Annotated in this window: 23 protein-coding genes; 20 read left to right on the top strand and 3 right to left on the bottom strand. The window is 44.2% G+C overall.

Annotated features, from left to right (window positions below; all coding sequences use genetic code 11):
• Positions 1-105: 105 nt before the first annotated feature.
• The 6 genes from R3D00_14080 to R3D00_14055 all read left to right on the top strand — a co-directional run bounded on the left by R3D00_14080 (position 106) and on the right by R3D00_14055 (position 10593).
• Positions 106-3360, top strand: a complete 3255-nt coding sequence (locus tag R3D00_14080) for an amidohydrolase family protein (GenBank protein ID MEZ4774309.1) — start codon at positions 106-108, stop codon at positions 3358-3360.
• A gap of 117 nt (positions 3361-3477) precedes the next feature.
• Positions 3478-4968, top strand: coding sequence for a PKD domain-containing protein (locus tag R3D00_14075; GenBank protein MEZ4774308.1), 1491 nt, complete (start codon positions 3478-3480; stop codon positions 4966-4968).
• A 120-nt stretch (positions 4969-5088) separates the two neighbouring features.
• Positions 5089-6735, top strand: a complete 1647-nt coding sequence (locus tag R3D00_14070; GenBank protein MEZ4774307.1) for a protein kinase — start codon at positions 5089-5091, stop codon at positions 6733-6735.
• A 429-nt stretch (positions 6736-7164) separates the two neighbouring features.
• Positions 7165-7584 (top strand): MarR family transcriptional regulator, encoded by a 420-nt coding sequence (locus R3D00_14065; GenBank protein MEZ4774306.1) that lies wholly within the window; start codon positions 7165-7167, stop codon positions 7582-7584.
• Positions 7585-7710: 126 nt separating this feature from the next.
• Positions 7711-9213: a GH3 auxin-responsive promoter family protein gene (locus R3D00_14060; protein ID MEZ4774305.1), complete on the top strand. Its 1503-nt coding sequence runs from the start codon at positions 7711-7713 to the stop codon at positions 9211-9213.
• A gap of 120 nt (positions 9214-9333) precedes the next feature.
• Complete coding sequence (locus R3D00_14055) at positions 9334-10593, top strand: hypothetical protein (protein ID MEZ4774304.1); 1260 nt, start codon at positions 9334-9336, stop codon at positions 10591-10593.
• A gap of 75 nt (positions 10594-10668) precedes the next feature.
• On the opposite strand, the gene R3D00_14050 is transcribed toward R3D00_14055, so the two are convergent.
• Positions 10669-12867 (bottom strand): S9 family peptidase, encoded by a 2199-nt coding sequence (locus tag R3D00_14050; GenBank protein MEZ4774303.1) that lies wholly within the window; start codon positions 12865-12867, stop codon positions 10669-10671.
• 195 nt (positions 12868-13062) lie between these two features.
• Between R3D00_14050 and R3D00_14045 the strand changes: the two genes are divergently transcribed.
• The 3 genes from R3D00_14045 to R3D00_14035 are packed head-to-tail and all read left to right on the top strand — an operon-like array spanning position 13063 to position 14736.
• The gene (locus R3D00_14045) at positions 13063-13572 is read left to right on the top strand and encodes a DUF4382 domain-containing protein (GenBank protein ID MEZ4774302.1); all 510 of its coding nucleotides are present in this window, start codon (positions 13063-13065) and stop codon (positions 13570-13572) included.
• A 55-nt stretch (positions 13573-13627) separates the two neighbouring features.
• Complete coding sequence (locus R3D00_14040; GenBank protein MEZ4774301.1) at positions 13628-14335, top strand: HAD hydrolase family protein; 708 nt, start codon at positions 13628-13630, stop codon at positions 14333-14335.
• An 11-nt stretch (positions 14336-14346) separates the two neighbouring features.
• A complete protein-coding gene (locus tag R3D00_14035) occupies positions 14347-14736 on the top strand; it encodes a thiol-disulfide oxidoreductase DCC family protein (GenBank protein MEZ4774300.1) in 390 nt (129 codons plus the stop codon).
• A 6-nt stretch (positions 14737-14742) separates the two neighbouring features.
• On the opposite strand, the gene R3D00_14030 is transcribed toward R3D00_14035, so the two are convergent.
• Positions 14743-15270 carry an RNA methyltransferase gene (locus R3D00_14030; protein MEZ4774299.1) on the bottom strand — a complete coding sequence of 176 codons (528 nt, stop codon included), beginning with the start codon at positions 15268-15270 and terminating at the stop codon, positions 14743-14745.
• A gap of 80 nt (positions 15271-15350) precedes the next feature.
• Here R3D00_14030 and R3D00_14025 point away from each other — a divergent pair, with 80 nt between their 5' ends.
• A complete protein-coding gene (locus R3D00_14025) occupies positions 15351-16277 on the top strand; it encodes a DUF58 domain-containing protein (protein ID MEZ4774298.1) in 927 nt (308 codons plus the stop codon).
• 21 nt (positions 16278-16298) lie between these two features.
• Here R3D00_14025 and R3D00_14020 read toward each other — a convergent pair whose 3' ends face one another.
• The gene (locus R3D00_14020; GenBank protein ID MEZ4774297.1) at positions 16299-16658 is read right to left on the bottom strand and encodes a hypothetical protein; all 360 of its coding nucleotides are present in this window, start codon (positions 16656-16658) and stop codon (positions 16299-16301) included.
• A gap of 212 nt (positions 16659-16870) precedes the next feature.
• On the opposite strand from R3D00_14020, the gene R3D00_14015 reads away from it, so the two are divergent.
• The 10 genes from R3D00_14015 to galK all read left to right on the top strand — a co-directional run bounded on the left by R3D00_14015 (position 16871) and on the right by galK (position 25949).
• Positions 16871-17329 (top strand): hypothetical protein, encoded by a 459-nt coding sequence (locus R3D00_14015; GenBank protein MEZ4774296.1) that lies wholly within the window; start codon positions 16871-16873, stop codon positions 17327-17329.
• 150 nt (positions 17330-17479) lie between these two features.
• A complete protein-coding gene (locus tag R3D00_14010; GenBank protein MEZ4774295.1) occupies positions 17480-17878 on the top strand; it encodes a response regulator in 399 nt (132 codons plus the stop codon).
• Positions 17879-17948: 70 nt separating this feature from the next.
• A complete protein-coding gene (locus R3D00_14005; GenBank protein ID MEZ4774294.1) occupies positions 17949-18953 on the top strand; it encodes a hypothetical protein in 1005 nt (334 codons plus the stop codon).
• Positions 18950-19957, top strand: a complete 1008-nt coding sequence (locus R3D00_14000) for a VWA domain-containing protein (protein MEZ4774293.1) — start codon at positions 18950-18952, stop codon at positions 19955-19957. The genes R3D00_14005 and R3D00_14000 overlap by 4 nt, the downstream gene beginning before the upstream one ends.
• Positions 19958-19962: 5 nt before the next feature.
• Positions 19963-20994 carry a VWA domain-containing protein gene (locus R3D00_13995; GenBank protein ID MEZ4774292.1) on the top strand — a complete coding sequence of 344 codons (1032 nt, stop codon included), beginning with the start codon at positions 19963-19965 and terminating at the stop codon, positions 20992-20994.
• 23 nt (positions 20995-21017) lie between these two features.
• Positions 21018-21770: a tetratricopeptide repeat protein gene (locus R3D00_13990; protein ID MEZ4774291.1), complete on the top strand. Its 753-nt coding sequence runs from the start codon at positions 21018-21020 to the stop codon at positions 21768-21770.
• 30 nt (positions 21771-21800) lie between these two features.
• Positions 21801-22163, top strand: a complete 363-nt coding sequence (locus R3D00_13985; GenBank protein MEZ4774290.1) for a four helix bundle protein — start codon at positions 21801-21803, stop codon at positions 22161-22163.
• Positions 22164-22168: 5 nt separating this feature from the next.
• Positions 22169-23983, top strand: coding sequence for a BatD family protein (locus R3D00_13980; protein ID MEZ4774289.1), 1815 nt, complete (start codon positions 22169-22171; stop codon positions 23981-23983).
• A 24-nt stretch (positions 23984-24007) separates the two neighbouring features.
• Positions 24008-24775 (top strand): tetratricopeptide repeat protein, encoded by a 768-nt coding sequence (locus R3D00_13975; protein MEZ4774288.1) that lies wholly within the window; start codon positions 24008-24010, stop codon positions 24773-24775.
• A 13-nt stretch (positions 24776-24788) separates the two neighbouring features.
• Positions 24789-25949 carry a galactokinase gene (gene galK, locus R3D00_13970; GenBank protein ID MEZ4774287.1) on the top strand — a complete coding sequence of 387 codons (1161 nt, stop codon included), beginning with the start codon at positions 24789-24791 and terminating at the stop codon, positions 25947-25949.
• Positions 25950-25993: the final 44 nt, after the last annotated feature.

The following is a 25993-nucleotide window of genomic DNA, read 5'->3' as shown; positions in this document are numbered from 1 at the left end:
GGCAAAAAAACTATTCAGGGTTGTATGGGTGATTCCTTTCTCAAAATTTAGGGTATTTTATTCCCCTGGCGTACATTTGTCAGCCAAATCATTAGCCATAAACCGATGAGAAAACTTTTTTACCTTTTTGTACTTTCTATCCCAGTGATATCCCTTCAGGGCCAAAATAAGGCTGAATCTGAAAAATGGGATGTTGCAGCTACCCATGGCCCCGCTCACGAACTGCGGTTTACCGCCAGTGAAGGTACATGGATGAATCTCGATGTGAGCCCTGATGGGAAAGAAATAGTTTTTGACCTGTTAGGTGATATTTATATCCTCCCGCTGGCAGGAGGGAAAGCCACCCTGATCTCAGGGGGTAATCCTTATGAGGTTCAACCTCGTTTCAGTCCCGATGGAAAACGAATTTTATTTACCAGCGACAGATCGGGTGGCGATAATATATGGGTAATGGATCGCGATGGATCCAACCGGAAACAACTTACGAAAGAAGATTTTCGGCTGTTGAATAATCCCGTCTGGACACCTGACGGGCAATATTTTGTAGCGAGAAAACATTACACCGCCACCCGGTCGCTGGGTGCCGGAGAAATGTGGCTATATCATATCAGCGGCGGCAGCGGTATCCAGCTCACAAAAAGAAAAAATGACCAGCAGGATGCAGGAGAACCATTTGTATCGCCTGACGGGCGATATGTGTATTACAGCGAAGACATGAGCGGAGGCTCTAGCTTTGAGTACAACAAAGACCCAAACGGTATGATATACATGATTCGCCGCTATGACAGACAGAATGGCGAAATCGAAAATATCACAGGCGGGCCAGGTAGTGCATTTCGCCCTACAATTTCACCAGATGGAAAAACCCTGGCCTTTGTCAAAAGGGTCCGCACCAAAACGGTTTTGTATTTACACAACCTCGCCACCGGCGAGGAATGGCCGGTATACGACGATCTCACCAAAGACCAGCAGGAAACCTGGGCCATTTTTGGTGTTTATCCCAATTTTGCCTGGATGCCCGACAACCAACACATTGTCATTTACGGCAAAGGCAAATTTATGAAAGTAAATACAAAGGATTTTACGGCAACGGAAATTCCCTTCCAGGCCGAGGTCAGACAAATGCTGGAAGAACCTGTACTTTTCAGGCAGGAGGTGTCGCCCGAAACTTTTGAGGCAAAAATGATCCGGCATGCCACCACTTCTCCCGACGGAAAACTGCTCGCATTTAATGCTGCCGGCCATATTTACCTCAAATCTCTGCCAGACGGAAAACCCTACCGGCTCACCAATGACGTTCATTTTGAGTTTGAGCCATCATTTAGCAATGACGGAAAATCAATTGTGTATACAACATGGAGCGACACCGCTACCGGTGCGATTTTCGTGAAAGAAGTCGGTGCTTCAGGATCACCGGCACGTAAACTTACCTCAGAGAAAGGATTTTACCATTCACCTACCTTTAGTGGTGATGGAAAACAAATTGTCTTTCGGAAAGGACGGGGCAATACAGTATTGGGGACGACCTATGGCAAAAACCCGGGCGTATACCTCATACCCGCAGACGGAAATGCTGCACCCAAATTTATTGGCGACGGAGGTGAATTTCCCCGCTTTAGCCCCGATGGCGAATATATTTATTTCCAGAGAGGCAACCAGTATTGGGCGATGAATCTGGAAACAAGAGAAGCGCAGACCATATTTTCCTCACAATACGCAAATCAATTTTGCCCAAGCCCTGACGGAAAATGGCTGGCCTTTACAGAATTGTTTCAGGCATATATGATCCCGTTCCCAATGGTCGGGAAAGCGATTGACCTGTCGGGCAATACAAAAGCAATCCCGGTAAAAAAGGTAACCAGAGATGCCGGGACATCCCTTCATTGGTCGGGAGACAGCAAAACACTTCATTGGGTGCTGGGACCGCAGTATTTTTCCAGAGAGATTCGGAACTCATTTGACTTCGTGGAAGGTGCGCCGGATACGTTACCGGCGATAGACACAACCGGACTGGCGATAGGTCTTCAGCTGACTACCGACATCCCCCAGGGGAAAATCGCCTTTGTGAATGCCCGAATTGTCACAATGGATGGAGACAAAGTGATCGGGAAAGGATATGTGTTGGTAGAAAAGAATATCATTACACGGTTGGGAGAAGGAGATCGGAAATTTCCGGAAGATGTAAAAGTGATTAATTGTGAGGGGAAAACCATTATTCCCGGACTGATTGACGTACATGCGCACCCGGGGGTGAGCTACAATGGCATTTCCCCCCAACAGCAGTGGTCATACTTTGCCAATCTGGCTTACGGAGTTACGACCACCCACGACCCTTCCAATGACACAGAAATGGTTTTCAGCCAGTCAGAAATGGTTAAAGCAGGAATTATGACCGGGCCGAGAATCTATTCAACCGGAACGATTCTCTACGGTGCAGATGGAGACTTCAAAGCATTGATCAACTCGTATGAAGATGCTTTGAGTCATTTACGCCGGCTGAAAGCCGTAGGTGCATTTTCGGTAAAAAGCTATAACCAACCCAGAAGAGATCAGCGCCAACAGGTGATCAAAGCAGCAAGAGCCCTGCATATGATGGTCTATCCGGAAGGTGGATCCACTTTTTATCACAATATGTCCATGATTTTGGATGGGCATACGGGGATCGAACATTCTATTCCTGTCAATCCATTTTACGGCGACGTTACGCGGCTTTGGGCAGAAAGTAAAGTCGGCTACACACCTACCCTGATTGTGGGATACGGTGGTCGCTGGGGAGAAGATTATTGGTACGAAAAAACCCATGTCTGGGAAAATGAACGCCTCCTGAGCTTTACCCCACGGGCCATGATTGACGCCCGGTCCAGAAGAAGAGACATGCTCCCCGATGAAGAGTGGGACAAAGCATTTGTAGAAAACAGCCGTGGCTGTAAAAGACTTTTGGATGCAGGCGGCCGGGTTCAGTTGGGTGCACACGGACAACTCGAAGGACTGGGGGTACATTGGGAATTGTGGATGCTTCAAATGGGTGGAATGACCAATCTCGAAGCGCTTAGAGCTGCTACCCAGCATGGCGCAGACTATATCGGTATGGGAGATCAGTTGGGTTCGATCAGTAAAGGAAAACTCGCCGACCTTGTGATTTTGGATGCCAATCCACTGGAAAACATCAAAAATACCGAGCAGATACACTATGTAATGTTGAACGGAAGGCTATATGATCCGGCAACGCTCAATGAAACCGGCAATTATGAGCGAAAAAGATTGCCTTTCTACTGGGAAAACGGAAGATCCTCAGAAGCCTTTGACTGGCACGGGGAAACGCATGGATTTATGACCCCAAAATGTGGATGTGTACACTAAAATGTAGGGTAATCTGCACTTCAAGAAATATAGACTTAAGCTTTTGATTTAATAAAATATTATTAATTGTTTTGCACGGACAAACATCAACCTTTATCTATCTTAAAAAACATTTTTATGAAGAATTTTTTACCACTCTTTCTGGCAATCATGATCGCAACGATTGGTGTTCAGGCACAGAGCATTGAGTCAGCCGGAAAAACGTTTCCTGTCGTCAAAAACACTGCGCGTGTTTCAGATTTGCGCGAAATGGCACGGACAGCTACCTGTGGTCCTGATACCAACCAATATACGCTGTTCAAAGCTTCAGCTGCCAATGCCCTGAACCTCAATAATGCCACTTCCGCAGTCGGCCTGGCTCAGTATTTTGATGTACCTCTGCATCCGGTCACTATTTACGGGTTCAATTTTTATGGATTCACTAACTCCGCCAATAATGATACCCTGAATATTACCTGTACTCTTTTTGACGCAAAAACAGACTCCACCCCCAATACAGTGCTGGCATCAGCTGTAATCAAAGTAGATACTACTTCCGGTGCTACTATTTTTGACTTTCGCAGAACTGTCATCTTTACCACTCCGGTAACTGTCGCAACGCCTTACCTTGTTGCTATTTCCAACCCTTCAGCAATCAGTCTTTTGGCCGTTACCAGCAACTGGACAGCCGGAGACGGTGCAGGCGAAAACCTTGGATTTGCGCAGTTTGGTGCAAACTGGGTATCTGGTGCCGGTGTAAATATTAGCGGAACCACCTTTGATGCAGACCTGCTGATAGAGCCGATTGTTTCTTTTGATGCTACTGCCGGAATAGGCGCGCCTGCCGGAGGTTGTGTCCCCCAGAATACGCCATTGACATTCACAAACACCTCGTCTTCCATCTTCAACAGCAGATTTTACAATGTGTTGTCCTTCGACAGCTACTTTAACAGTACGCCTGACTCCACTTTCTTCTGGGATTTTGGTGATGGTAATGATGCCTATGGAAATACACCTACACATACTTATTCCGATGGCGGGACAAGCTATTCTCCCAAAGTATATGGTCTGATCCTGGGTTATTCCTCTGCTTGTATTGACTCCGCAACCATTACTTTTACATCAGGTGCATCCGCAGATGCAAACTTTGTAGTAGGGTCTCAGAATGGTGGTGCTGTCGCCTTTGTTGACAACTCTGTTGCTGATTCATGGAGCTGGAATTTTGGCGATGGAAATACTTCGACCGTACAAAGCCCGACTCATACCTATGCAGCAAGCGGCAACTATACCGTTTCACTGATAGTAACGAGCTGTGGTTCTTCAGATACAACCACACAGCAAATCTCAGTGATCCTTACCAGCCTGAAAGATGATCTTCTCAACGAAGCGCTGAATGTATATCCTAACCCCAGTGCCGGTGTATTCAATATTGAACTTACACTTGACAAAGTTTCTCCGGTTACGGTATCTGTATTCAACCTCGTTGGCCAGCAGGTACAATCGCTCAACCTGGGTAATGTGCTGAATGTAAACGAACAAATCAGCCTTACAGGAAAAGAAAAAGGCATCTATCTGCTTCAGGTTACCGCTGGCGACCGTCAGGTAATCCGCAGAATTTCTGTCGAATAAGCAACAGACCTAAAAATCTGTTCAAATATATTTTTTCGGGCAACACGGGTTTTACCTTTGTTGCCCGTTTTTTATTGAAATGCGTACCAAATTTGCTTACTTGGTATCAAACATCACAACATGTCTCTGCAAAAACCAAAAATACCCGTCATCTTTCTAGCCTTTGCCAATGAGCGCAGTCAGGATGGATTTCTCCGGAAACTGACAACCGAGATGAAAAAAATCATGAATGCCCTCGAACCCGCCATTCAGCAAGGCAGATGTCAGCTAAAAATCCTTCCTTCTGCGACGCAGGAAGAGATTGCGGCTGTATTTCAGGATGAATGGTATCAGGACCGAATCTGGATTTTTCACTATGGAGGTCATGCTGATGAAGACGAGCTATGGCTGGAAACTGATACCGGCAACAACCAATCCTTCTTTTCACTCGGGCTTGCGCGTTTTTTGGGGGCGCAGGACGGGTTGAAGCTCGTATTTCTGAATGGATGTGCGACAGAAGAGCATGGCAAACTTCTGCTGGCGGAAAAAATCCCTGCAGTGATTGCGACATCCCGAAAAATTCTTGACGCTCAGGCTCTGCAGTTTTCAGAAACCTTTTATCACGGACTCGCAGGCGGAGCAAGCATACAGGAAGCATTCCAGGAAGCAGAAGGTATGCTACTGGGAACCTATGGAGACAAAGCTTTTGGCAAATCAGAAACTCACCGCAGCATTTTCTGGGAAGATGAAGAAAAAGTCCCCGAATCAGGAGATCTGCCCTGGCGACTGTTTTTGCAAGAGAATGCCAGTTGGTTCCCCGCACAATGGCGACTATTTCATGAGCTTAAAGAGCCGGAAGCACAAAAAGAAATTTCATCTGAGGCTTTTCTGGGAGAAGAATTCAACAACTACCGCATCACAGAATTTTTGGGGAATGGCTCGTTGGGTGCTGTATACAAGGCCCTTCATACAGAAATGAACGAAGAGCGGGCTATCAAGATCACCCATAATGTCCTCAAAGGTTATGAGCTCGTCAAATCAGCCCTCGTGGCCGGGAGCAAAGGACTGGCATCTATCAAACATCCCAATGTGATGGATTTTTATGATGTAGGGGAACTCACCCTATACGGCCAAAAGCGATTGTATATGGCAATGGAAATTGTTAGAGGCGAACGACTCGACAAAATCGACTATCAGCCATACCGGGAGGATTATAAAGTATTTCTCGAACTGGCCCTTCAACTGGCTGCCGGACTGGAAGCTGCGCATAAAACCAGTTTTGAAGATGAAACAGGTACGCCAAGGGAAGGCATCATACATGGGAATCTGAAAACCCGAAAGATTCTGTTTAACCAGAAAGGTACGCCCAAGATTACCGATTTTATGTTCACCGACCTTTCCCGTTCTTCCAACATCGTCTTTGATATTCCAGAGCTTGTACAGATCCGCGACCGCACAGAAAAACTTGAAGACTACTTCGCACCTGAGTTAATACAGGGTTTTTCGAGTGTAAACCGGCAAACGGATATTTACTCATTAGGAGCCATTTACTTTGAAATTCTTACAGGTACCACGATTGCAGGACAGGAGTTTCTTACCGTAGATGATATGCACAAAACACTTCGTGCAACCACCCACAATTATCCCAGAAGTATTTCCAAGGCTATTTTTAAGTCCCTCCGCAAACAACCTGCGGAAAGATATCAGGATGTAAGTGAATTGATAGGAGAACTTCTTGTCCCGACATCCTGGCTTAAAAAATTAAAATACTGGTTTAAAAGAAAATAAACCCTTTCCAACAAAACACAATTTCTGATAGTTTTAGTCAGATAAAATCCGCAAAATGTAGTGTACAGCCACACGAAAGCGGGAGAAAAAAGTGGGTGCTAATAACTAATTGTTAACCAATTAGTTATATATTTTTTTCAAGCCCGTCCTGCCGAAAGTACGTTTATTACGGAAAAGGCTATTTTTCATTCAACTTTCAGGCAGATTGGTACAACCCTAACCACTTTTCCTACGTTCTTATCGTATATATAACATCAGTCTTTTATATTGAAGAAAAATTACCAATTTGTGGTTTATTACTAAAAGCTTAATACTTTAAATTCTGAAATGAATCTAATCCGGTAACTATTTTATCTGAAAATAGTTTCAAATACTATGTCTTTAAGTCAATTTTAGAAAACACTAATGACAAAAATCAGCAGGAGCGATATGAACAACTTGCAAGAATCCTCTAACCTTGAAAAACAATTGCTGCAAATGCGGGACGCTTTCCGGCAGCATCAAAACGAAATCCGCAGAAGATACAAGATCTCTGCCAATGAAATGGAAATCATCCTGTATATCGAAGACTTTGGTCCACAGCGAATGAAAGCCGTAGGCGAACAGTTTAAAATTAAGTTTAGCACGCTTACCAGTCTTGTCGATAAGATTGAAAAACTTAATCTCGTAAAAAGAGTGAACTCCAAAGACGACCGCCGGTCTATTATGGTGACAATCACGAAAAAAGGCAAAAAAATGCTCGAAGAATACAACAGCCAGATCAAATCTCTCGCTGAGCGTATTTCTGAGGTATCTCAAATGGAATCACTTCCTCAACTCGTGGAAACGCTGGAAAAGGCCACCTCCTGATTGTATCCGTTTACAATCTTACGTCATTTGTTGGCTGATTTGCTTTCCGCCGCCTTCGTTGTCTCTTTCAGTTGACTACGAAGGCGTTTGTTTTTCTGTAACCACCAGATTTTTTACATTTGCCAAATGGGCATAAAAACCTTGGCTGGTATTACCTGGGCAAAATACCGGGCCAGCCAGATTCACCAAAATAAATCAAGAGCTGTAGAAATACAGGCTCGCACATTTCAGCACCTGATCCAAAAAGCCAGCCAAACGGTATTCGGCAAAAATCATCATTTTCACCTCATCAAAAACTACAAGGACTTTCAGCAAGCTGTCCCTGTCAGAGATTATGAATTGTCCCGCCCATGGCTGGATCGCATTTATCACGGTGAATCAGATATTTCCTGGCCGGGGAAACCGCTTTACCTGGCAAAAACATCAGGCACAACTTCAGGAACCAAATATATCCCTATCACCCGCGATTCTATCAAAAACCAAATTGGCGGCGCACGTGATACCCTGATGATGTACATGGCCGAAACAGGCAAAGCAGATTTTCTCGATGGAAAGATGATGTTTCTGTCAGGAAGTCCGGAAATCGAAAAAAATGACTATGGCATACAGACAGGAAGGCTTTCAGGCATTGTCAACCATTTTGTACCGGCCTACCTGCAGCGAAACCGGGTACCCGGTTATGAGACCAATATTATCGAAGACTGGGAAACGAAAGTAAAAACGATCGTTTCGGAGGTCAGCAAACAAGACCTGCGCCTGATTTCCGGCATTCCCCCTTGGGTACAGATGCTCTTCGAAGAACTGGAAAACCAAACAGGCAAACAACCCCTGCAAGTATGGCCCAATCTGTCGCTATTTGTTCAGGGAGGTGTGGATTTTCAGCCGTACCAACCCATATTTGACCGTTATTTTAAGGGGAAAGTCGATATTGCAGAATTGTACCCGGCTTCTGAAGGGTTTTTTGCCATACAGGAAACACAAAAAGACAATGGGCTGCTGTTAATGCCTGACTATGGCGTGTTTTACGAATTTATCCCGCTCGAAGAATATGGCAACCCTCAACCTACCCGCCTGACGCTTGAAGAAGTCGAAGTAGATCAACAATATGCCCTCATCATTTCCACTAACTCTGGATTGTGGGCGTATGATATCGGGGATACGGTAAAATTCACATCTGTAAACCCATGGAAGATACGGGTTTCGGGAAGAGTGAAACATTTTATCAGTGCATTTGGAGAACACGTAATCTCTGAAGAAGTAAATGCAGCCATAATGGAAGCCTCACACGTCACGGGGGCCGAGTTTCATGAATTTACGGTCGCTCCGCTACTTAGTACCGAAAAAGGAGCGTCTGCACACGAATGGCTGATCGAATTTGTCCGTCCGCCTGACAATTTTCAAAGATTTACTGACGTTTTAGATAAAAGTCTTCGAAAAAAAAATGCATATTACAATGACCTTAGAGAAGGAAATATATTAAGGATGGCTCAGGTGAAACGATTAAGGATAAATGCTTGCAGGGATTATATGAAATCTATCGGTAAATTGGGCGGTCAAAATAAGTTTCCCCGGTTAAGTAATAACCGCAATATAGCAGACGTACTTTATACTTTATTAGAAGAAGAATAACAGCACACCCGTAAGTAAATTTTTGAAATTATCCCCTATTTTTTTTTAAGAAGGGAAATTTCGTATTAGATTCGGAGTATAGTTCAAATTAATTATCAGCTAAAATTAATGGTTTCCACCATGCACGACAACGACCATCCTAAAGACCACAACCAAAACCGGGACGAACAACAACCCAAAAAAGAAAATCAGGGGCGGGATGAACATAATGACCGCTTTGAAGATCGGAACCGGGACGAAAACAACAATACGACCAACGACCGTAACCTCGGAGAAAACCGGGACACCAACGACAATCGTGGGAATTATCAAAACCGAGGGTATAATGATAACCGCGGAAACTACCAAAACCGTGGAAATTATGACAACCGCGGCAATTATGGTAACAGAGGCGGCTATGACAACCGGGGCGGTAACTACGACAATCGCGGGGGTGGCTATAACAACCGGGGTTACAATGACAATCGCGGCGGCTACGATAATCGGGGAAATAACTACAACCGTGGCAACTATGACAACCGCGGAAATACCGAAAACCGTGGCAACTATGACAACCGCGGAAATACCGAAAACCGTGGTGGCTATGACAACCGGGGGAGTAATGAAAATCGCGGAGGCTATGAAAACCGTGGCGGTTATGAAAACCGCGGAGGCTACGACAACCGCGGAAACAATGACAATCGCGGAAACAACGACAACCGCGGAGGTTATGAAAACCGGGGCGGTTATGACAACCGCGGGGGCTACGACAATCGGGGGAATACGGAAAATCGCGGAAATAATGAAAACCGCGGGGGCGGGGGTTATGAAAACCGTGGCGGCTATGACAACCGCGGAAACAATGAAAACCGTGGCGGCTATGAAAATCGCGGAGGCTACGATAATCGGGGCGGAGGATACAACAATAACCGGGGCGGCTATAACAACAACCGGGGCGGTGGCTATAACCGTGGCGGAGGAGGTGGCTACAACCGGTTTGGTGGTAATGACCGCGGCGGTGTACGCCTTACTTCTGTGCTCAAAAGACTTCAGGTACTGGGGGTAGAATACGACCACAAAGACCTCGTCAATATTTCTTCCCTGATCTCCATGGAATATCAGTTCAGATATAACCAAAACCCCAAAAAGATCAAGCAGAAAGAAGGAGACAAGATGTTCTTCGTACGTGCTTATGAACCTGAATTCATTATTACCGTCGATGAAATGATTACGCTGTATTTTTCCAAAGAAGAGGAAAAACGCATGGAAGTCTATCATGCGGCCAAGAAAAACCCCAGCGGCCCACTCGCCAAACTCAAACGAAGGCTCCGTAAAAGGAAAAAGTCTGAAGATGGCGAAGATGAAGGCGGAGACGAGGAATACGAAAACAGCGAAGATTGATCGCTCGCTGGCTATTCGCATACAAAAAGCGGCTGCTCTGGGAAGAACAGCCGCTTTGCTTTTTATATACTCTTACTAAAGATTTTTGTAAATAAAGTCTGTCATCATCCGATATAGATGATACCTCGTATATCCACCATATATCCCATGATTCCGGTTGGGGTAAAAAAACATGTCAAATTGTTTGTTGGCGGCAACCAATGCATTCACCCACTCCATTGAGTTTTGTACATGTACATTATCGTCAGCTGTGCCATGTATAAGCAGATAAGATCCCTTCAGATCTTTGGCAAAATTGAGTGGAGAGTTGTCATCATAACCTTCTGGATTTAACTGAGGCGTTTTCAAATACCTTTCTGTATAAATCGTATCGTAAAACCGCCAGTTGGTCACAGGTGCTACAGCAATACCAGCTTTAAAAAGCCCATTCCCTTTAGTCATACACAGAGACGTCATATAGCCCCCATAACTCCACCCCCAAATTCCGATTCGGCTCTCATCCACAAACGCCTGACTGGCAAAATATTTGGCAGCTTCCAGTTGATCAATCGTCTCGTATTTTCCGAGATTGGCATAGCTCACATCCCGAAAAGCACGCCCCTTACCTCCCGTTCCCCGGTTATCTACGCAAGCGACAATATAGCCATTTTGCGCCAGCATCTGGTGCCACATATAGTTAAACGGATCGCCATTTCCCCATGCATTCAGCACCTGTTGGTCTCCCGGGCCCCCATACACAAACATCAATACAGGATACTTCTTATCAGGAGAAAAATCTTTGGGTTTGATCATCCATCCATCCAATGATACGCCTTCTCCAGTCTTGAAAGTAAAAAATTCAGGCTCCCGGATAGCTAATCCTTTCACCCGGTCTGACAGCGCCCGGTTATTTTCCAGCTCCTTGATGACCTTGCCTTTGTTGTCGCAGAGCTCCGTAGTTCCAGGTCTTTCAATCGAGCTATACGTATCCACATAATAATTGAAAGCAGAACTGAATACAGGATCATGCATGCCTTTCTCTGAGGTCAACCTTGTTTTTTTCTTCCCATCCAGATGTACCGCGTACAAATGGTCTTCCAAAGGAGAAACTTCTTTTGAAAGATAGTAAACGGTATTGTTGGTTTCATCAACACCCAACATCCTGGATACTTCATATTTACCGGATGTAAGGGCTTTTTTCATTTTCCCATCTCTGCCATACCGGTAAATATGGTTATATCCATCCATTTCACTCAGCCAGAGAAAATCTTCACTATCCTTCAGAAAATACCATTTATCGTCAGTAGCCTCTTCAATGTATGTATCACTGGTTTCCGTAAGGATAACCGATGATTGGCCGGTTTTCGCCTGTATAAGCAACACATCTACCTGATTTTGCAAACGGTTGAGACGCATGGCAGCCAGTTCGTCAGATGATTGTGTCCACTTGATTCGGGCAATATATTGATCCGTTTCCGGGCCCACATCCGCCATTACCGTTGTCTGCTGCAACAGGTCGTACACATGGATACTTACCACTGCATTTTTTTCTCCAGCCTTCGGGTATTTATATTTGTATTGATAAGGATACAGCGTCCCATATACAGGCATGACAAACTCTTCCACATCGCCTTCGTCAAAACGATAAAATGCAATACGGTTGCCATCGGGAGACCAGGCAAATCCTTTCTCAAAAGCGAATTCCTCTTCATATACCCAGTCCGTAGCGCCATTGATAATCCGATTGGGCACACCATCCTGTGTAATTTGAACCGTTCGGCCACTTTCAATATCCAGATAGTAGAGGTTGTTTTCAAATACATAGCCTAGCTTTGTACCATCAGGAGAGAAGATCGGGTTGCTGACCGGCTTCTGGTCCATCACCGGCTGAACTTTTCGCGAAATCCGGTTGACCACAAAACACACTTCCCGGGTCGAATGCCGGTAAATATGCTCAACCATGGTCTTCAATAAAATCTGATTTTCATCAGCACTAAATTCATAAGATTGTACGGAGGCAGGCTCCACAAATTCCAGACCGTCGAGGGAAAGTACTTCATCCACTTTTTTCGCATCCCCTATGGAATATCGGGAGATGGCCTTATCTTCCTCCAGCACGGAATAAAAATTATCGTCATTCATCCAGCGAAACTCTGAAGGTGTTCGCGGATAATAGCGATAATACAGCCATATATCCTCCAACGTTACCCGATCCCGGCTTTGGGATGGTTGCGCAAAAAGATTTGATGAAAAAATTAACAGAGAAAAACAAAAGATTCTGAAAATTCGGGTCATAGTATTCGGTTTTAATCAGCCAAAATAGAAAAAATGGAAAAGTAAACCTAGCAGGCAAATAACGAATTGATTCGCCTTTGGTATTATCTTTTATAATAAATTTCTCCAATTTGTGTTTTCTTCAAAATAGTTCTTGAATTACCCTAAGTTTATCTTTACACAATTCAAATGAAACAAAAAACCGTACTGTTTACTATGCTCTTGGTCCTTTTCGCAACTTTTTCCTGTGAATTTGGAGAGGATGATTTTTATGATTCAGAAGAAGACGGAAAATCCTATTTGCAAATCCGGCTTACAGACAATCCCACGAATGTAGATCAGGTAAATATCGATCTTCTTCAGGTATCGGTAAAAACCAAAGCCAGCTCGGGTTTTGTCCCACTTTTCACTTATGCAGGTGTTTATGACCTCCTCCAATATCAGGCTGGTCAGGACACGCTGATTGTCAATGACACGCTGCCTCCTGGCGAAATTCAGGAAGTCAGACTTCTTCTGGGTCCCAACAATAGCATTATGGTTGATAGTGTAATTTATCCTCTGAAAGTTCCATCGGGCATGTCCTCAGGGATAAAAATTAAATTCAACAAAATCATGGTTCAGGACAGTCTTACCAATGTCACCCTGGACTTTGATGCTGAAAAATCAGTAGTAGAGCAGGGAAATGGCGGATATTTACTAAAACCTGTAATCAGCGCTATTTTATAGTTTGGACGGTTGATCTGAAAAGCCGAAATTTGACCGCCAAATCAAACTAAAAACTGTGTCTTTTTTCGGAAAAAACCTTCGTCATATTCGAGCCAGGAAAAACCAGACTACGGCCAGCTTTGCCCAGGAAATGGGTATTTGGGAGGATACCCTCCGCAAATACGAACTGGGCAAAGCTGAGCCGGATTTTGATACACTGATTGAAATCTCGGACAAGCTTAACTTACCGGTTGATCACTTATTAAAACGCGATATCGGTATGTTCGAGCAAACTATCGCAGGAAAAAAAATAAGGTTTATTCTTCTGGACGTGGATGGTACGATGACAGACGGAGGAATGTACTACAACCAAACCGGAGATCAGATTAAGCGATTTAATGTAAAAGACGGATTGGCCATTCATCGCGCCATCACACGACACGGCATGAATTTTGGCTTTATCAGTTCCGGTTCTGCGGATAAAGTCATTCAGGCACGAGCCGAAGCAATTGGGGTGCAGTTTGTACATGCAGGAAGGGAACCGAAAACAGAAGTAGCTGCCCGCTGGATTTCTCAGACAGGCATCGGATTTGAAAATATGGCCTATCTGGGCGATGATCTCAATGACCTGTCTTTAATGAAAAAAGTTTCCCTCTCAGCCTGCCCGGCAGATTCCGCAAGACAAATCAAAAGTATAGCTGATGTCGTATTAACCAGGAAGGGCGGAGAAGGCTGTGTACGCGAATTTATTGAAGATGTACTGGCCTTTGATATTACCTATTAAAAAATGCGACCATGCAGGTGATCATATTTGACGGAGTCTGTAATTTTTGTAATGCTTCTGTAAACTTCATCATGGACAGAGATCGGCAGGGTGTATTCAGATTCACGGCCAATCAGTCAGAAGCCGGCCAGAAAATTCTTACTGAGGCAGGAGAACCCACCGAAGAAGTAGGCACCGTTTATCTCTATGAAAATGGGAAACTCTATAAAGAATCTGCTGCCGCCTTGCGTATCGCAAGGAAGTTGATATTTCCGTGGAATCTGTGTTACGGGTTTATCATCATCCCGGCTTTTATCAGGGATTTTGTTTATAGAATTATTGCCAAAAACCGTTACCGGTGGTTTGGGAAAAGAGAATCCTGCCGCCTGCCCAGTCCGGAAGAAGCCGCGCGATTTATCTGAACGATATTAACGGCCGGTTTCTATCGTAAGCTTGTAGAGAACAATACCGGCGGCAACCGATACATTCAGACTATGTTTGGTTCCAAACTGAGGAATTTCGACAGAAACATCTGAAATATCGACAATTTCCTGACTCACCCCTTCTACCTCATTGCCAAATACAACCGCGCATTTTTCATAGGAGGGCAAAAACTGATTGAGAGGAATGCTCTGGTCAGTTTGTTCAACAGAAAAGATTTTATAGCCTTCCGCTTTCAGGGAAGCAACAACGGATACAATATTCGGCTGATATTCCCAGCTTACACTTTCTTCTGCCCCAATGGCTGTTTTGCGAATTTCACGATGGGGAGGAATCGGGGTAATACCGCAAAGAATAACTTTTTCGATCAGAAAAGCATCCGCCGTGCGGAAAACCGCACCCACATTGTGCATACTTCGTATATTGTCGAGGATAACCGTAACGGGTTGTTTCTCGGCCTCGTGAAATTCATCGAGGGAAAGCCTGTTGAGTTCTTCTAATTTTAGTTTTCGCATAATTTTGGGGATACCCGCAGACAATTTGCGTGATCCTTATGGAATTTCCGCTTTTTTCAGCATTTTTTTATATTTACGCCATGAGTACAAAAGAGAATCAGAGTAGTGACCGGACCACAGAACTGTTGAAGAAGGTCCGAAAAATTGAGATTAAAACCCGAGGCCTTTCCAATCAAATATTCTCCGGAGGGTATCACAGTGCGTTCAAAGGGCGCGGTATGTCTTTTAGTGAAGTGCGGGCCTACCAGTATGGAGATGATGTACGAAATATCGACTGGAATGTCACTGCGCGATTTGAAAATCCCCATATTAAAGTCTTCGAAGAAGAACGGGAAATCGCCGTTATGATGCTGGTGGATATCAGTGGTTCGACCATGTTTGGTACACAGATGAACCGTGAACAGGTAGCGCAAATGAAAGCGGATATAATGGCTGAAATCTGCGCCGTACTCGCATTCTCTGCCATCAATAACAATGACAAAGTCGGCGTGATGTTTTTTACCGACAGAATAGAAAAATATATCCCCCCGAAAAAAGGCAAAAATCACATCCTCCGCATTATACGGGAGTTGATCGACACACATCCTGAGGGAAGCGGGACAGATCTGGCCGAAGTACTCCGGCATCTGACCAATATGTTGAAAAAGCGGAGTGTGGTCTTTATTCTCTCAGACTATATGAATACCGGTGCGGCCTACCAGGATGCCCTGAGTATTGCGAAAAGACGTCATGACGTGGTTGGGTTACATATTTTTGACGATCACGAAGCACACCTGCCCGACATTGGACTCGCGAGGGTAAAAGATGCAGAAACAGGAGAATCGATCTGGCTTGATACGGCCCATAAAGCGACCCGGATGAGTTATGACAAATGGTATCAGGAAAATCTCAACCGCACCCGTGAAATTTTTATGCGGTCTGGAGCAGATTTTCTGAGTATTAATACCAAAGACTCTTACATCCAGGCGCTTATGAACCTGTTTAGCAGAAGAGAAAAGCGGAAATAAGCCGTTTGCTCAGGACATAGGTTAGTCCACTTCAATGATAAACGGAATCATCAACAGACACCGTCTTTCTTCCATTTCCTTCTCCGAAGGATTGGTGAAAGAAAGGCCCTGGGTGGGACTGGCCTTTGCTGGCGTCGCTGGCTTTGCCGGCTGAAGCGGAGGCTTGGGATCTTCATTTCCCTTTACCATAGAAGAATTGGGTTGTGCTGCCGGTGCAGGGTTTGCCGCCGGCTTTTCTTTCTTATCCTTTGGCGTTTCATCGCCAGAAGGAATCCGGCTTATGGCGTTGGTCGCCAGATTTTGGCAAACACCCGCGTAGGCTGACTGGGAACCAATCCCTAAAAAAAGAAAAAGGGAGATCTGGATTACTCTTTTCATCATTTCAAAAATTAATTAAGTGAATAGGAAGTTTAATGTCCGTGATTACCATTGTTTACCGCGGCCAATCACAAATATTACATACAATTATATATTACATTTTTGTATTACGCAAATAAATTTAAAAACGTAACACAAATTTTGTAACACAAATAGTGATAGTTTGCATTTTTATATGTAAATTTTACCCGTCGAAATAATTTTTGACCCAAACAATGAACTTATATCAGCTCGTAAACAACAAAGATCCCCGGTTCAATAAGTTTGGCACGGCCCAGGAAATCTGGCAGCATGTGCAGGAATTGGGTTATGATGGGAAAATGCGTATCGTGGATGGTTATCCCCTACCGGATCAGCCTGACTTTTTAATTGAGGATTCATATATTAAAAGAGCAAGTTCTTTCCGCTTAAGCCACCAGTTGTGGAATGATATGGATAAGCTGATTGCTGACCAGGGGTTACCGGAGGTAACAAACCGTGTGGAAGCCATTGAGTATGCACTGAAAGTTTTAATGAGTGTACAGGAGTTTGGACCTGTATATGCCATTACCCCGGAAGGAATACAATCTTTTTCCAATATTTCCGAATGTATCAGCCTAAGCCCTTTCTTTGAATTTCACAAACACGAAACTGTCATATCCCGGGATAAATCCCTGTTAGATAAGCTGTTATAATAGATTTTCTCGCGTAACATTTTGCCAAATTATTCTCATTACTCTGATATTTTTTATCAGAGCAATGCAGATATATTTGCGCATATTTTTCTTACTGGATTTTCAAATATTTATTTACTTATTTTGTTGGATAAAACCAAATTTCCAAGCATGCACATCCTCTTAGTGGAAGACTCTACGAGTCACGCGGGTCTCTTTCGATATGCACTGGAGGACCTCGGTATCGAAAAAAAGGTTCTGTTAACCTGGGCAAAGAATACCGAGGAAGCCAGAGCTTATCTGGAAGAGATTTCATTTGATCTTATGATCGTTGATATTGGGATTCCGGGTGAAAATGGTATTGATTTTACCCGGTTTGTGAAAAAAGGTATATATGCGCCAATCCCCGTGTTGATTCTCTCTATGTCTCAAAGCCAAAAAGATATCATATTTGCCTACGAAGCCGGAGCCAACGCCTACTTATACAAACCATCCGACTTCGACAATTTCCTGAATGAACTCTCTCAAGCCATCCGATATTTTTCAGATATCTCCCCGCTTATTTCCTGAATAGTTGCCAACTTTAACAAAACATTAACAACCAAAGCATTCAATAAACGGTATATTTGCGGGTTGACTTATGGAAAAGATCAAAAACCTGAAATATACGACCGCCTCGGCTTTGTTTTTGCTCTCATTGCTGTTCAGACTATCTGCACAACAAATCGAAGCCCGTCTGAGCGCTGATACTACGGAAATGCAGATCGGCGACCAGATTCATCTGTCACTTACGGTGCGCCATACACCTGATATTCTCCTGCAATGGCCCGTTATAGACAGTATCGAAGGCTTTGAAATGCTGAGTTTCACACGGGTAGATTCATTACCCAATCCTGATGACAAACAAGTAACTCAGGTTCAGCACTTTACCCTCACATCTTTTGATTCAGGCAGCTATAGAATTGCCCCCATAGACATTTATTATCATACCAAAACGGATCCGGCGCAGAAGGCAACCTTTACCAATGCTTTGCCTTTGGAAGTGAAGACTGTTGCGGTTGACACAACTGCAGAAATTAAACCTATCAAAGATATTCGCGGTGCACCTCTTAGCTTTCGCGAAGTTTTGCCCTATCTGTTAATCGCCCTTTTGCTTGCAGCGATTATCTGGTTTGTCATTAGAAAAATCAAAAACAGACCGAAACCTCTGCCACAAGAAAATATCACAGTCGTGCCTACAGTTCCCGCCCACGAAATCGCCATGCGAAAACTGGCGATACTTGAAGAAAAGAGACTCTGGCAGAAGGAGCTTATCAAAGATTATTACAGCGAACTGACAGATATATTCAGGGAATATCTGGAAAACAAATTTCATATTATGGCGCTGGAGTACACGACCAATGAAATTATCAGCAGCCTTCGCCAGTTACCTGCCCTGAAACCTATACAGGTCAGACAAATTGACGATTTACTCACAACCGCAGATCTTGTAAAATTTGCCAAAGCAAAACCTGCATCCGGTGAAAATATGGAGGCAATGGAAACGATCCGAAACTTTGTGAAAGACACCATCCCATGGCAGGAGACGCCTGCTCAAACCGAAAAAACACCTGATTCAGAACCGGTAACCGATCTTAACCCATGACCAGCTTTTGGAACAAAATCACTTTTGCCAATCCGTGGATTTTTCTCCTGCTGATCATCCCTGTGCTGATGATTTTGTGGCAAATATGGCGGTACCGGTACCTATACCCTACCCTGCGACTGCCCATTCTTGAAGGAGTAAAAGCGCATGCCCGTCCTGTAAGAGGGTTTATCAAAAAATACCTTTTTGTGCTGCGCGTACTGGGAGTAAGTGCCTTTATTATTGCCCTGGCTCGCCCACAGTCAAGCATGAGCGAAGAAGAAATCAATACAGAAGGTATTGACATTGTCATCGCGCTGGACATATCAGGAAGTATGGAAGCGCTTGATTTTGAGCCAGACCGACTGGGAGCAGCCAAACAAAAAGCTAAAGAATTTATTGAAGGCCGCAAAAATGATCGAATCGGACTCGTCGTATTTGCAGGAGAAAGTTTCACCCAATGCCCGCTTACTATCGATCACCCGGTATTGCTGGATATGCTAAAAACAGTAAGAACCGGTATTATAGAACAGGGAACGGCGATCGGAATGGGACTGGCTACCGCTGTGATCCGTCTCAAAGAAAGTGAAGCAAAAAGTAAAGTTATCATTCTGCTTACAGACGGCGTCAATAATAGTGGGTTTATAGATCCGCTCACCGCCGTCACGGCAGCTCAGGAGTATGGGATCCGTGTCTATACTATCGGCGTGGGGAAAAATGGCATGGCACCCTTTAAAGTGCAGGACTTCTTTGGCAATACCCAGTACCAGCAACAGGAAGTGCGGATCGATGAAGAATTACTGAAAGAAATTGCGGCCAGAACCGGAGGGAAATATTTCCAGGCTACCAGTAATGCCGCTTTGGGTAATGTCTATCAGGAAATCGATCGTCTCGAAAAAACTCGTATCGAAGTTACACGTCTTACCAACTATACAGAGGAATTTTATTGGTTTCTCATCATTGGGGGCCTTCTGTTTCTACTGGAAATGGTCCTTCGATATAGTGTTGTCAGAAGTATCCCTTAAGAAATATGGCAAGTAGATTTGAACATCCCGAGGCTCTGTACCTTTTATTTCTGCTCATTCCCATGGCAGTAATATTTGGGGTATTCTGGTTTGGCAGAAAAAAAGCTATTGCCCGAATGGGTGATGCATCTTTGGTTGCCAGGCTTATGCCGGCAAGTCCTACATGGAAACACCAGATCAAGTTTGCGCTCGCCTGCCTCTCTCTGATTTTTCTCGTTTTTGCACTCGCCAATCCGCAGTTGTCCGAAACACCCAAAAAAATAAAAAGAGAAGGCGTTGACCTGATTATTGCCCTCGATATCTCCAAAAGTATGCTGGCTGAAGATGAAAAGCCTTCCCGCCTGGCAAAATCCAAACAATTTGTATCACGACTTATCGATAAACTTGCAGGGGACCGGGTTGGAATGATTATTTTTGCCGGAAATGCCTATCTCCAGGTACCGCTTACCTCCGACTATCGCGCGGCAAAATCTCTGTTAAAAACAGTTAGCACAGACCTCGCACCGACCCAGGGAACTGCCATTGGTGAGGCAATCCGGTTAGCTGCAAAATCTTTCCCGGAAGGGCAGACACAATTTAAAACCATGCTTATCATCTCTGACGGTGAAAATCATGAAGGAGATGCACTTGAAGCCGCCGAGGAAGCCGCATCACAAGGACTGGTTGTGCACACTATGGGGATTGGTACCACCAGAGGTGCCCCAATCCCTGAGATGAAAAATGGAATGGAAGACTACAAAAGAGATAAGGAGGGGGGAATTGTTTTTTCAAAACTCAATGTCGAAATGCTCAGAGAAGTAGCTGCAGCTGGAAAAGGAAGGTATTTCCAGCTTACACAGGGAACCACAGAAGTGAAAGCTTTTTTGGATGAGTTGGCGGGAATGGAAAAGAAAGAGTTTGAAGATCAGGAGTTTACAGATTATGATGACTACTTTCAGCTATTCCTGGGCATCGGGATACTTTTTCTTTTGCTAGAATATTTTATCTCAGAAAGCCGAAGCAGAATTTTCTCTGACTGGCGTATTTTCAGAGAATAACCGGACACTCAAATTTGGGAAATATGAAACGCATTTATCTGATATTTTTTCTCTTGATCCTGGTAGTCCCTACCTATGCGCAGCTATTTTCAGAACCGGGAAAAGCAGATGTACGAGCAGGGAATAAAGCGTATGAAGACAAAAATTATGCATTGTCAGAGCAGGCCTACAAAAAAGCATTAGAAGCTAAAAAAGAAAATTCACGTGCAGTGTACAATTTGGGAAATGCTTATTACCAGCAAGGCAAATTTTCCGAAGCCGCTTATGAGTTTGAAAAAGCGGCGAGCATGGCCGAAAATTCTGGTGAAAAGTCTCAGGCGTTTCACAATCTGGGAAATGCGCTGCTAAAGGACAATAAATTTAAAGAGAGCATTGATGCCTATAAAAGAGCCCTGAGGGAAAAACCTGATGACGAGGAAACCAAATACAATCTCGCCTATGCGCAACAGATGCTGAGAGAACAACAACAGAAACAAAACCAGGATCAGAAGCAGGACGATAAGAAAGACCAGGACCAAAAAGACAAACAGGATCAGCAAAAACAGGATCAGCAAGATCAGAAACAAGACCAAAATCAGGACCAGCAACAAAATCAGGATCAGAAAGATCAACAGGACAATAAAAGCGAGGCGCAACAGCCCAAACAACAGCAAATGTCGCCGGAACAAATAGAGAAAATGCTGGAAGCACTTGAATTTCAGGAAGAAAAACTTCAACAGGATCTGCAAAAAAAGAAAGTCCCGGCTAACAAGAAAAAAGTAGAAAAGGATTGGTAATCTATCTTTAACCTAACTCCGTCAACGTTTATGAATCAGGGAGACATAAATCAGCAAATCTACGATCACACACTGAAATTCGCTCAGGCTGTGCGTGAACTTGGGAAAGTAATCCCAATGACCGTCTCCAATGTGGAAGATCTTAAACAGTTGATCAAAACTTCAGGTGCAATCGGCGCCAATTATATAGGAGCCACAGAAGCAACCAATCGAAATGATTCTCTGACTTATATAAAAAACTGCGTGCAGGAAACAAAAACCACGCAGTACTGGCTGAATCTGATTGATATTCAGGGCGATCCGATGCTCATACAAAGGCGCGATCAGCTCATACGTGCTTCCAACGAACTTGCCGCCATTTTTTCAAAAATCATTCAAACCAGCAGGGCATAAAGCATATGAAACGGATTTATTTGTTGATATCGATATTTGCACTCAGTTCCGGATGGTTATACGGACAGGCATTTAGCGCTTTTGTCAGCAAGAATAAAGTCGCTTTGGATGAGACCTTTCAGGTTTCATTTAAGCTGGATAATGCGCAACCACAAGGAATAGAATACCCTTCTTTTGATGGTTTTCAGGTACTGGGTGGCCCAAACACCTCCACCAGTATGCAGTTTATCAATGGAAATACGACACAATCCATTACGTATTCCTTTTATATTCGACCCAAAAAGGAAGGCAAAATCACCATCGGCCCCGCAACAATCGTTGTCAATGGTCAGAAACTTTCTTCCCAGCCTATCCAGATGGAGGTTTCCGCAGCCGGATCTTCCGGAAACCCCAATACAGCCGGAGGCAATACAGAAACCCAGCGAAAAGATCAAAGCCTGGAAGCCCAGCTAAAAGATTACATTTTTCTGCGGGCCATTGTCAGCGACCGGGAGGTATATATGGGCGAACAACTGACTGTGACATATAAATTGTATGAGCGAATCCGGGCATTAAATCTTATCCCCGAAGAGCCACCAAAATATGAAGGTTTTTGGGTGGAAAATGTAGAACTCAAAGGCGCTCCTGCTCAAAACGAGATTATCGACGGGATTCAGTACCAAACACGGATTATAAAAAAAGATATTCTGTTTCCCCAAAGAGCCGGTAAACTGACCATTGACCCCATGACGCTTTCATGTGTGGTACAGGTACAGGCCCAACCCAAACAGCGAAGAAGTATTTTCGATTCATTTTTTGAAACCTACGAAAACTACCCCTATACTTTTGCCAATGCACCAGTTCCTGTACAGGTAAATAGCTTACCCGCAGCAGGAAAACCAGCCGATTTCAGCGGTATGGTGGGGGTACTGGATATGGAAGTAACATTGGACAAACCCGAAGTAAAAACCGGCGATGCCGTTACATTCCGGATAAAGTATTCCGGACAGGGAAATATCAAAAATTTTCGGGAACCCCGCCTGGAATTCCCCCCTGACTTTGACGTTTTCGACCCCAAAGTCGATGAGTCTATTGTCAAAAACACAGGTACCGTCAGTGGCAGGCGCAGTTTTGACTACCTGATTGTTCCCCGAAACCCCGGTGTATACCGGTTACCGGAAGTTACTTTCAGCTATTTTGATACAAAGAAAAAAGATTACGTTACGCATCGCTCACCGGAATATACGCTCACCGTTACCGGAGAGGCACAACGTCCGGAAATCAGCACTTCCAATATGAGTAAAGAAGATATGGAACTCATTGGCCAGGATATCCGGTATATCCAAACAGATGATTATTCCCTTCGGAAAAAAGGGCAGACCTTTGCCGCCTCTCTCCCCTTTTTCGCCCTTTACTTTCTGCCATTGGCAATATTCGGGATATTGATTTTTGTAAGGAAAAACCAGCGAAACGCGGCCGCTGACCAGGATGGTACCCGTAGGAAAAAAGCCAGCCAAATGGCGAAAAAACGATTGACAGCCGCGCAAAAATTTCTGGCTGCCGGAGAAGAAAAATCATTTTATAAAGAAATTACACGGGCAATATGGGGCTATGTCAGCGATAAGCTTACGATCAGTCAGTCAGAACTTACCCGTGAGACGATCAAAGAGAAACTGCTGGCCGGCAACGTACCGGAGTCGCTGATCGGACAGCTCACCGATTTGCTCGATACCAGTGAAATGGCACTGTTTGCCCCCTCATCCGCCGGAGGTGGAATGCAGGGCACTTATGACCAGGCGCTAAAATTAATCGCTGAAATTGAGGGTATTACAGGAAAATAATACCACTAACTGCAATACAAAGACATGAAAAGATTATGCATTTTTATCGCTGTTATCCTGCTGCTTACCAGTAGCGCATTCGCTCAGGAAGCGGAGCATCTCTTTAAACAGGGTAATGAAGCATATATAAATGAAGACTATTCAGGCGCAGTACAGCTTTATGATTCTGTAATAAACCAGGGATTTGAATCTGCAAAACTATATCTCAACCTGGGAAATGCCCACTATAAACTCCAACATACAGCCCTTGCAGTACTTAATTATGAACGGGCATTGGAAATAAACCCGAGGTTTGAAGACGCAAGGGTAAACCTTCAACTGGCCAACCTTCGCGTAAAGGATAATATAAAACCCATCCCGGGTTTTGCGATAACCGAAAAAATACGGAATTTCATACTTTCATTTTCATCCGGGCAATGGGCATGGCTGGCGATTGCACTTTTATTTGCAGCAGCTACCTTAGGAGGAGCTTTTCTTTTTCTATATTCACCCATTGTAAAGAGAGTTACTTTTTTTAGTGGAATATTTTTTGTGGTTTTGTCTCTCGCTGCTTTGACTATCAGCCTCAATCGGAATCTCAAGGAGCAACACAGTCATCTGGGCATTATCCTTTCGCCCAATGTATATGTAAAAAATGCCCCTTCGGGCCGTACAGATCTGCTAATCCTGCACGAAGGGGTAAAAGTAGATCTTCTCGATGAGATTGGCGGATGGACAAAGATCAGGGTAGCCGATGTCAATATTGGTACAGTAGAAGGATTTATAGAAAATAAACATATAGCCCCTATTTAACTTAGTCGTATTTATGCATCAGACAATCCTGGAGACTTTTCAAAAACACTTTCACCATACCCCTACCCTGGTTATCGCTCCGGGAAGAATCAATCTGATTGGAGAACATACCGACTACAATGAAGGGTTTGTGCTCCCTGCAGCCATTGACAAAGGAATCGTATTTGCTGTGGCACCCAATCATACGACCCGTTGCCGGATCATTGCAATGGATCTCAAAGATGAGTATGAGACAGAACTTCACGACCTTCAACCGGTTTCTGTATCATGGGCCAACTACCTGCTGGGGGTCGTCCACCAGTTTCAACTCAACGGTTATGCAGTAGGTGGTTTTGATTGTGTATTTGGTGGTAATATTCCGGTTGGAGCCGGGCTTTCCTCTTCTGCGGCAGTAGAATGTGGTATAGGTTATGCACTCAGTCTGATATTTGATCTGAATATTTCCCGGATGGATTTGGTAAAGATGGCACAAAAGGCCGAACATACTTTCCCCGGGGTTCAATGTGGCATAATGGATCAGTTTGCCAGTACTTTTGGCAAAGCCAACCATGTAGTCAGGCTGGATTGCAGGACGTTGGATTACGAATATTTTCCCTTTGACATGCGTGCGCACAAAATTCTACTTTGTGATACCCGGGTTACTCATTCACTTTCTAATTCTGAATATAATACCCGCCGAAAAGAATGCGAAGCGGGAGTAGCAATAATTCGAAACACCTTCCCTCACGTTCACAGTCTCCGCGATGTAAATGCAGATATGCTGGCAGCACATGAAGACCAGATGGATCCCGTTGTTTTCAAAAGATGCAGCTATGTCGTTGAAGAAAATGACCGGGTAATTAAAACCTGTGAAGCATTAAGCCAGGGAAAATTGGCACGCGTAGGCGAATTATTGTATAAGTCCCATGAAGGACTGCAGCATCTTTATGAGGTAAGTTGTCCCGAACTTGATTTTCTCGTAGAACTAACCCGCGACAATCCTGAAGTAATGGGCGCAAGAATGATGGGAGGCGGATTTGGGGGATGTACCCTCAACCTTGTACCATCTGCTTATGCAGAAACGGTGGCAGAGGAGCTGAGCAGTCAGTATGAGGCAAAATTTGGCATAAAACCAGGTATATACATTACGAGTATTACGGACGGCGTGCAGGAGATTATTCGTTCCCAGGCATAAAAACTACCTGTGAACCAATCTTTTCGTTAATATTGAACCTTATT

The organism is Bacteroidia bacterium (assembly GCA_041391665.1).
Lineage (GTDB): Bacteria > Bacteroidota > Bacteroidia > J057 > J057 > JAGQVA01.
This window is presented reverse-complemented; position numbering and strand designations above follow the sequence as displayed.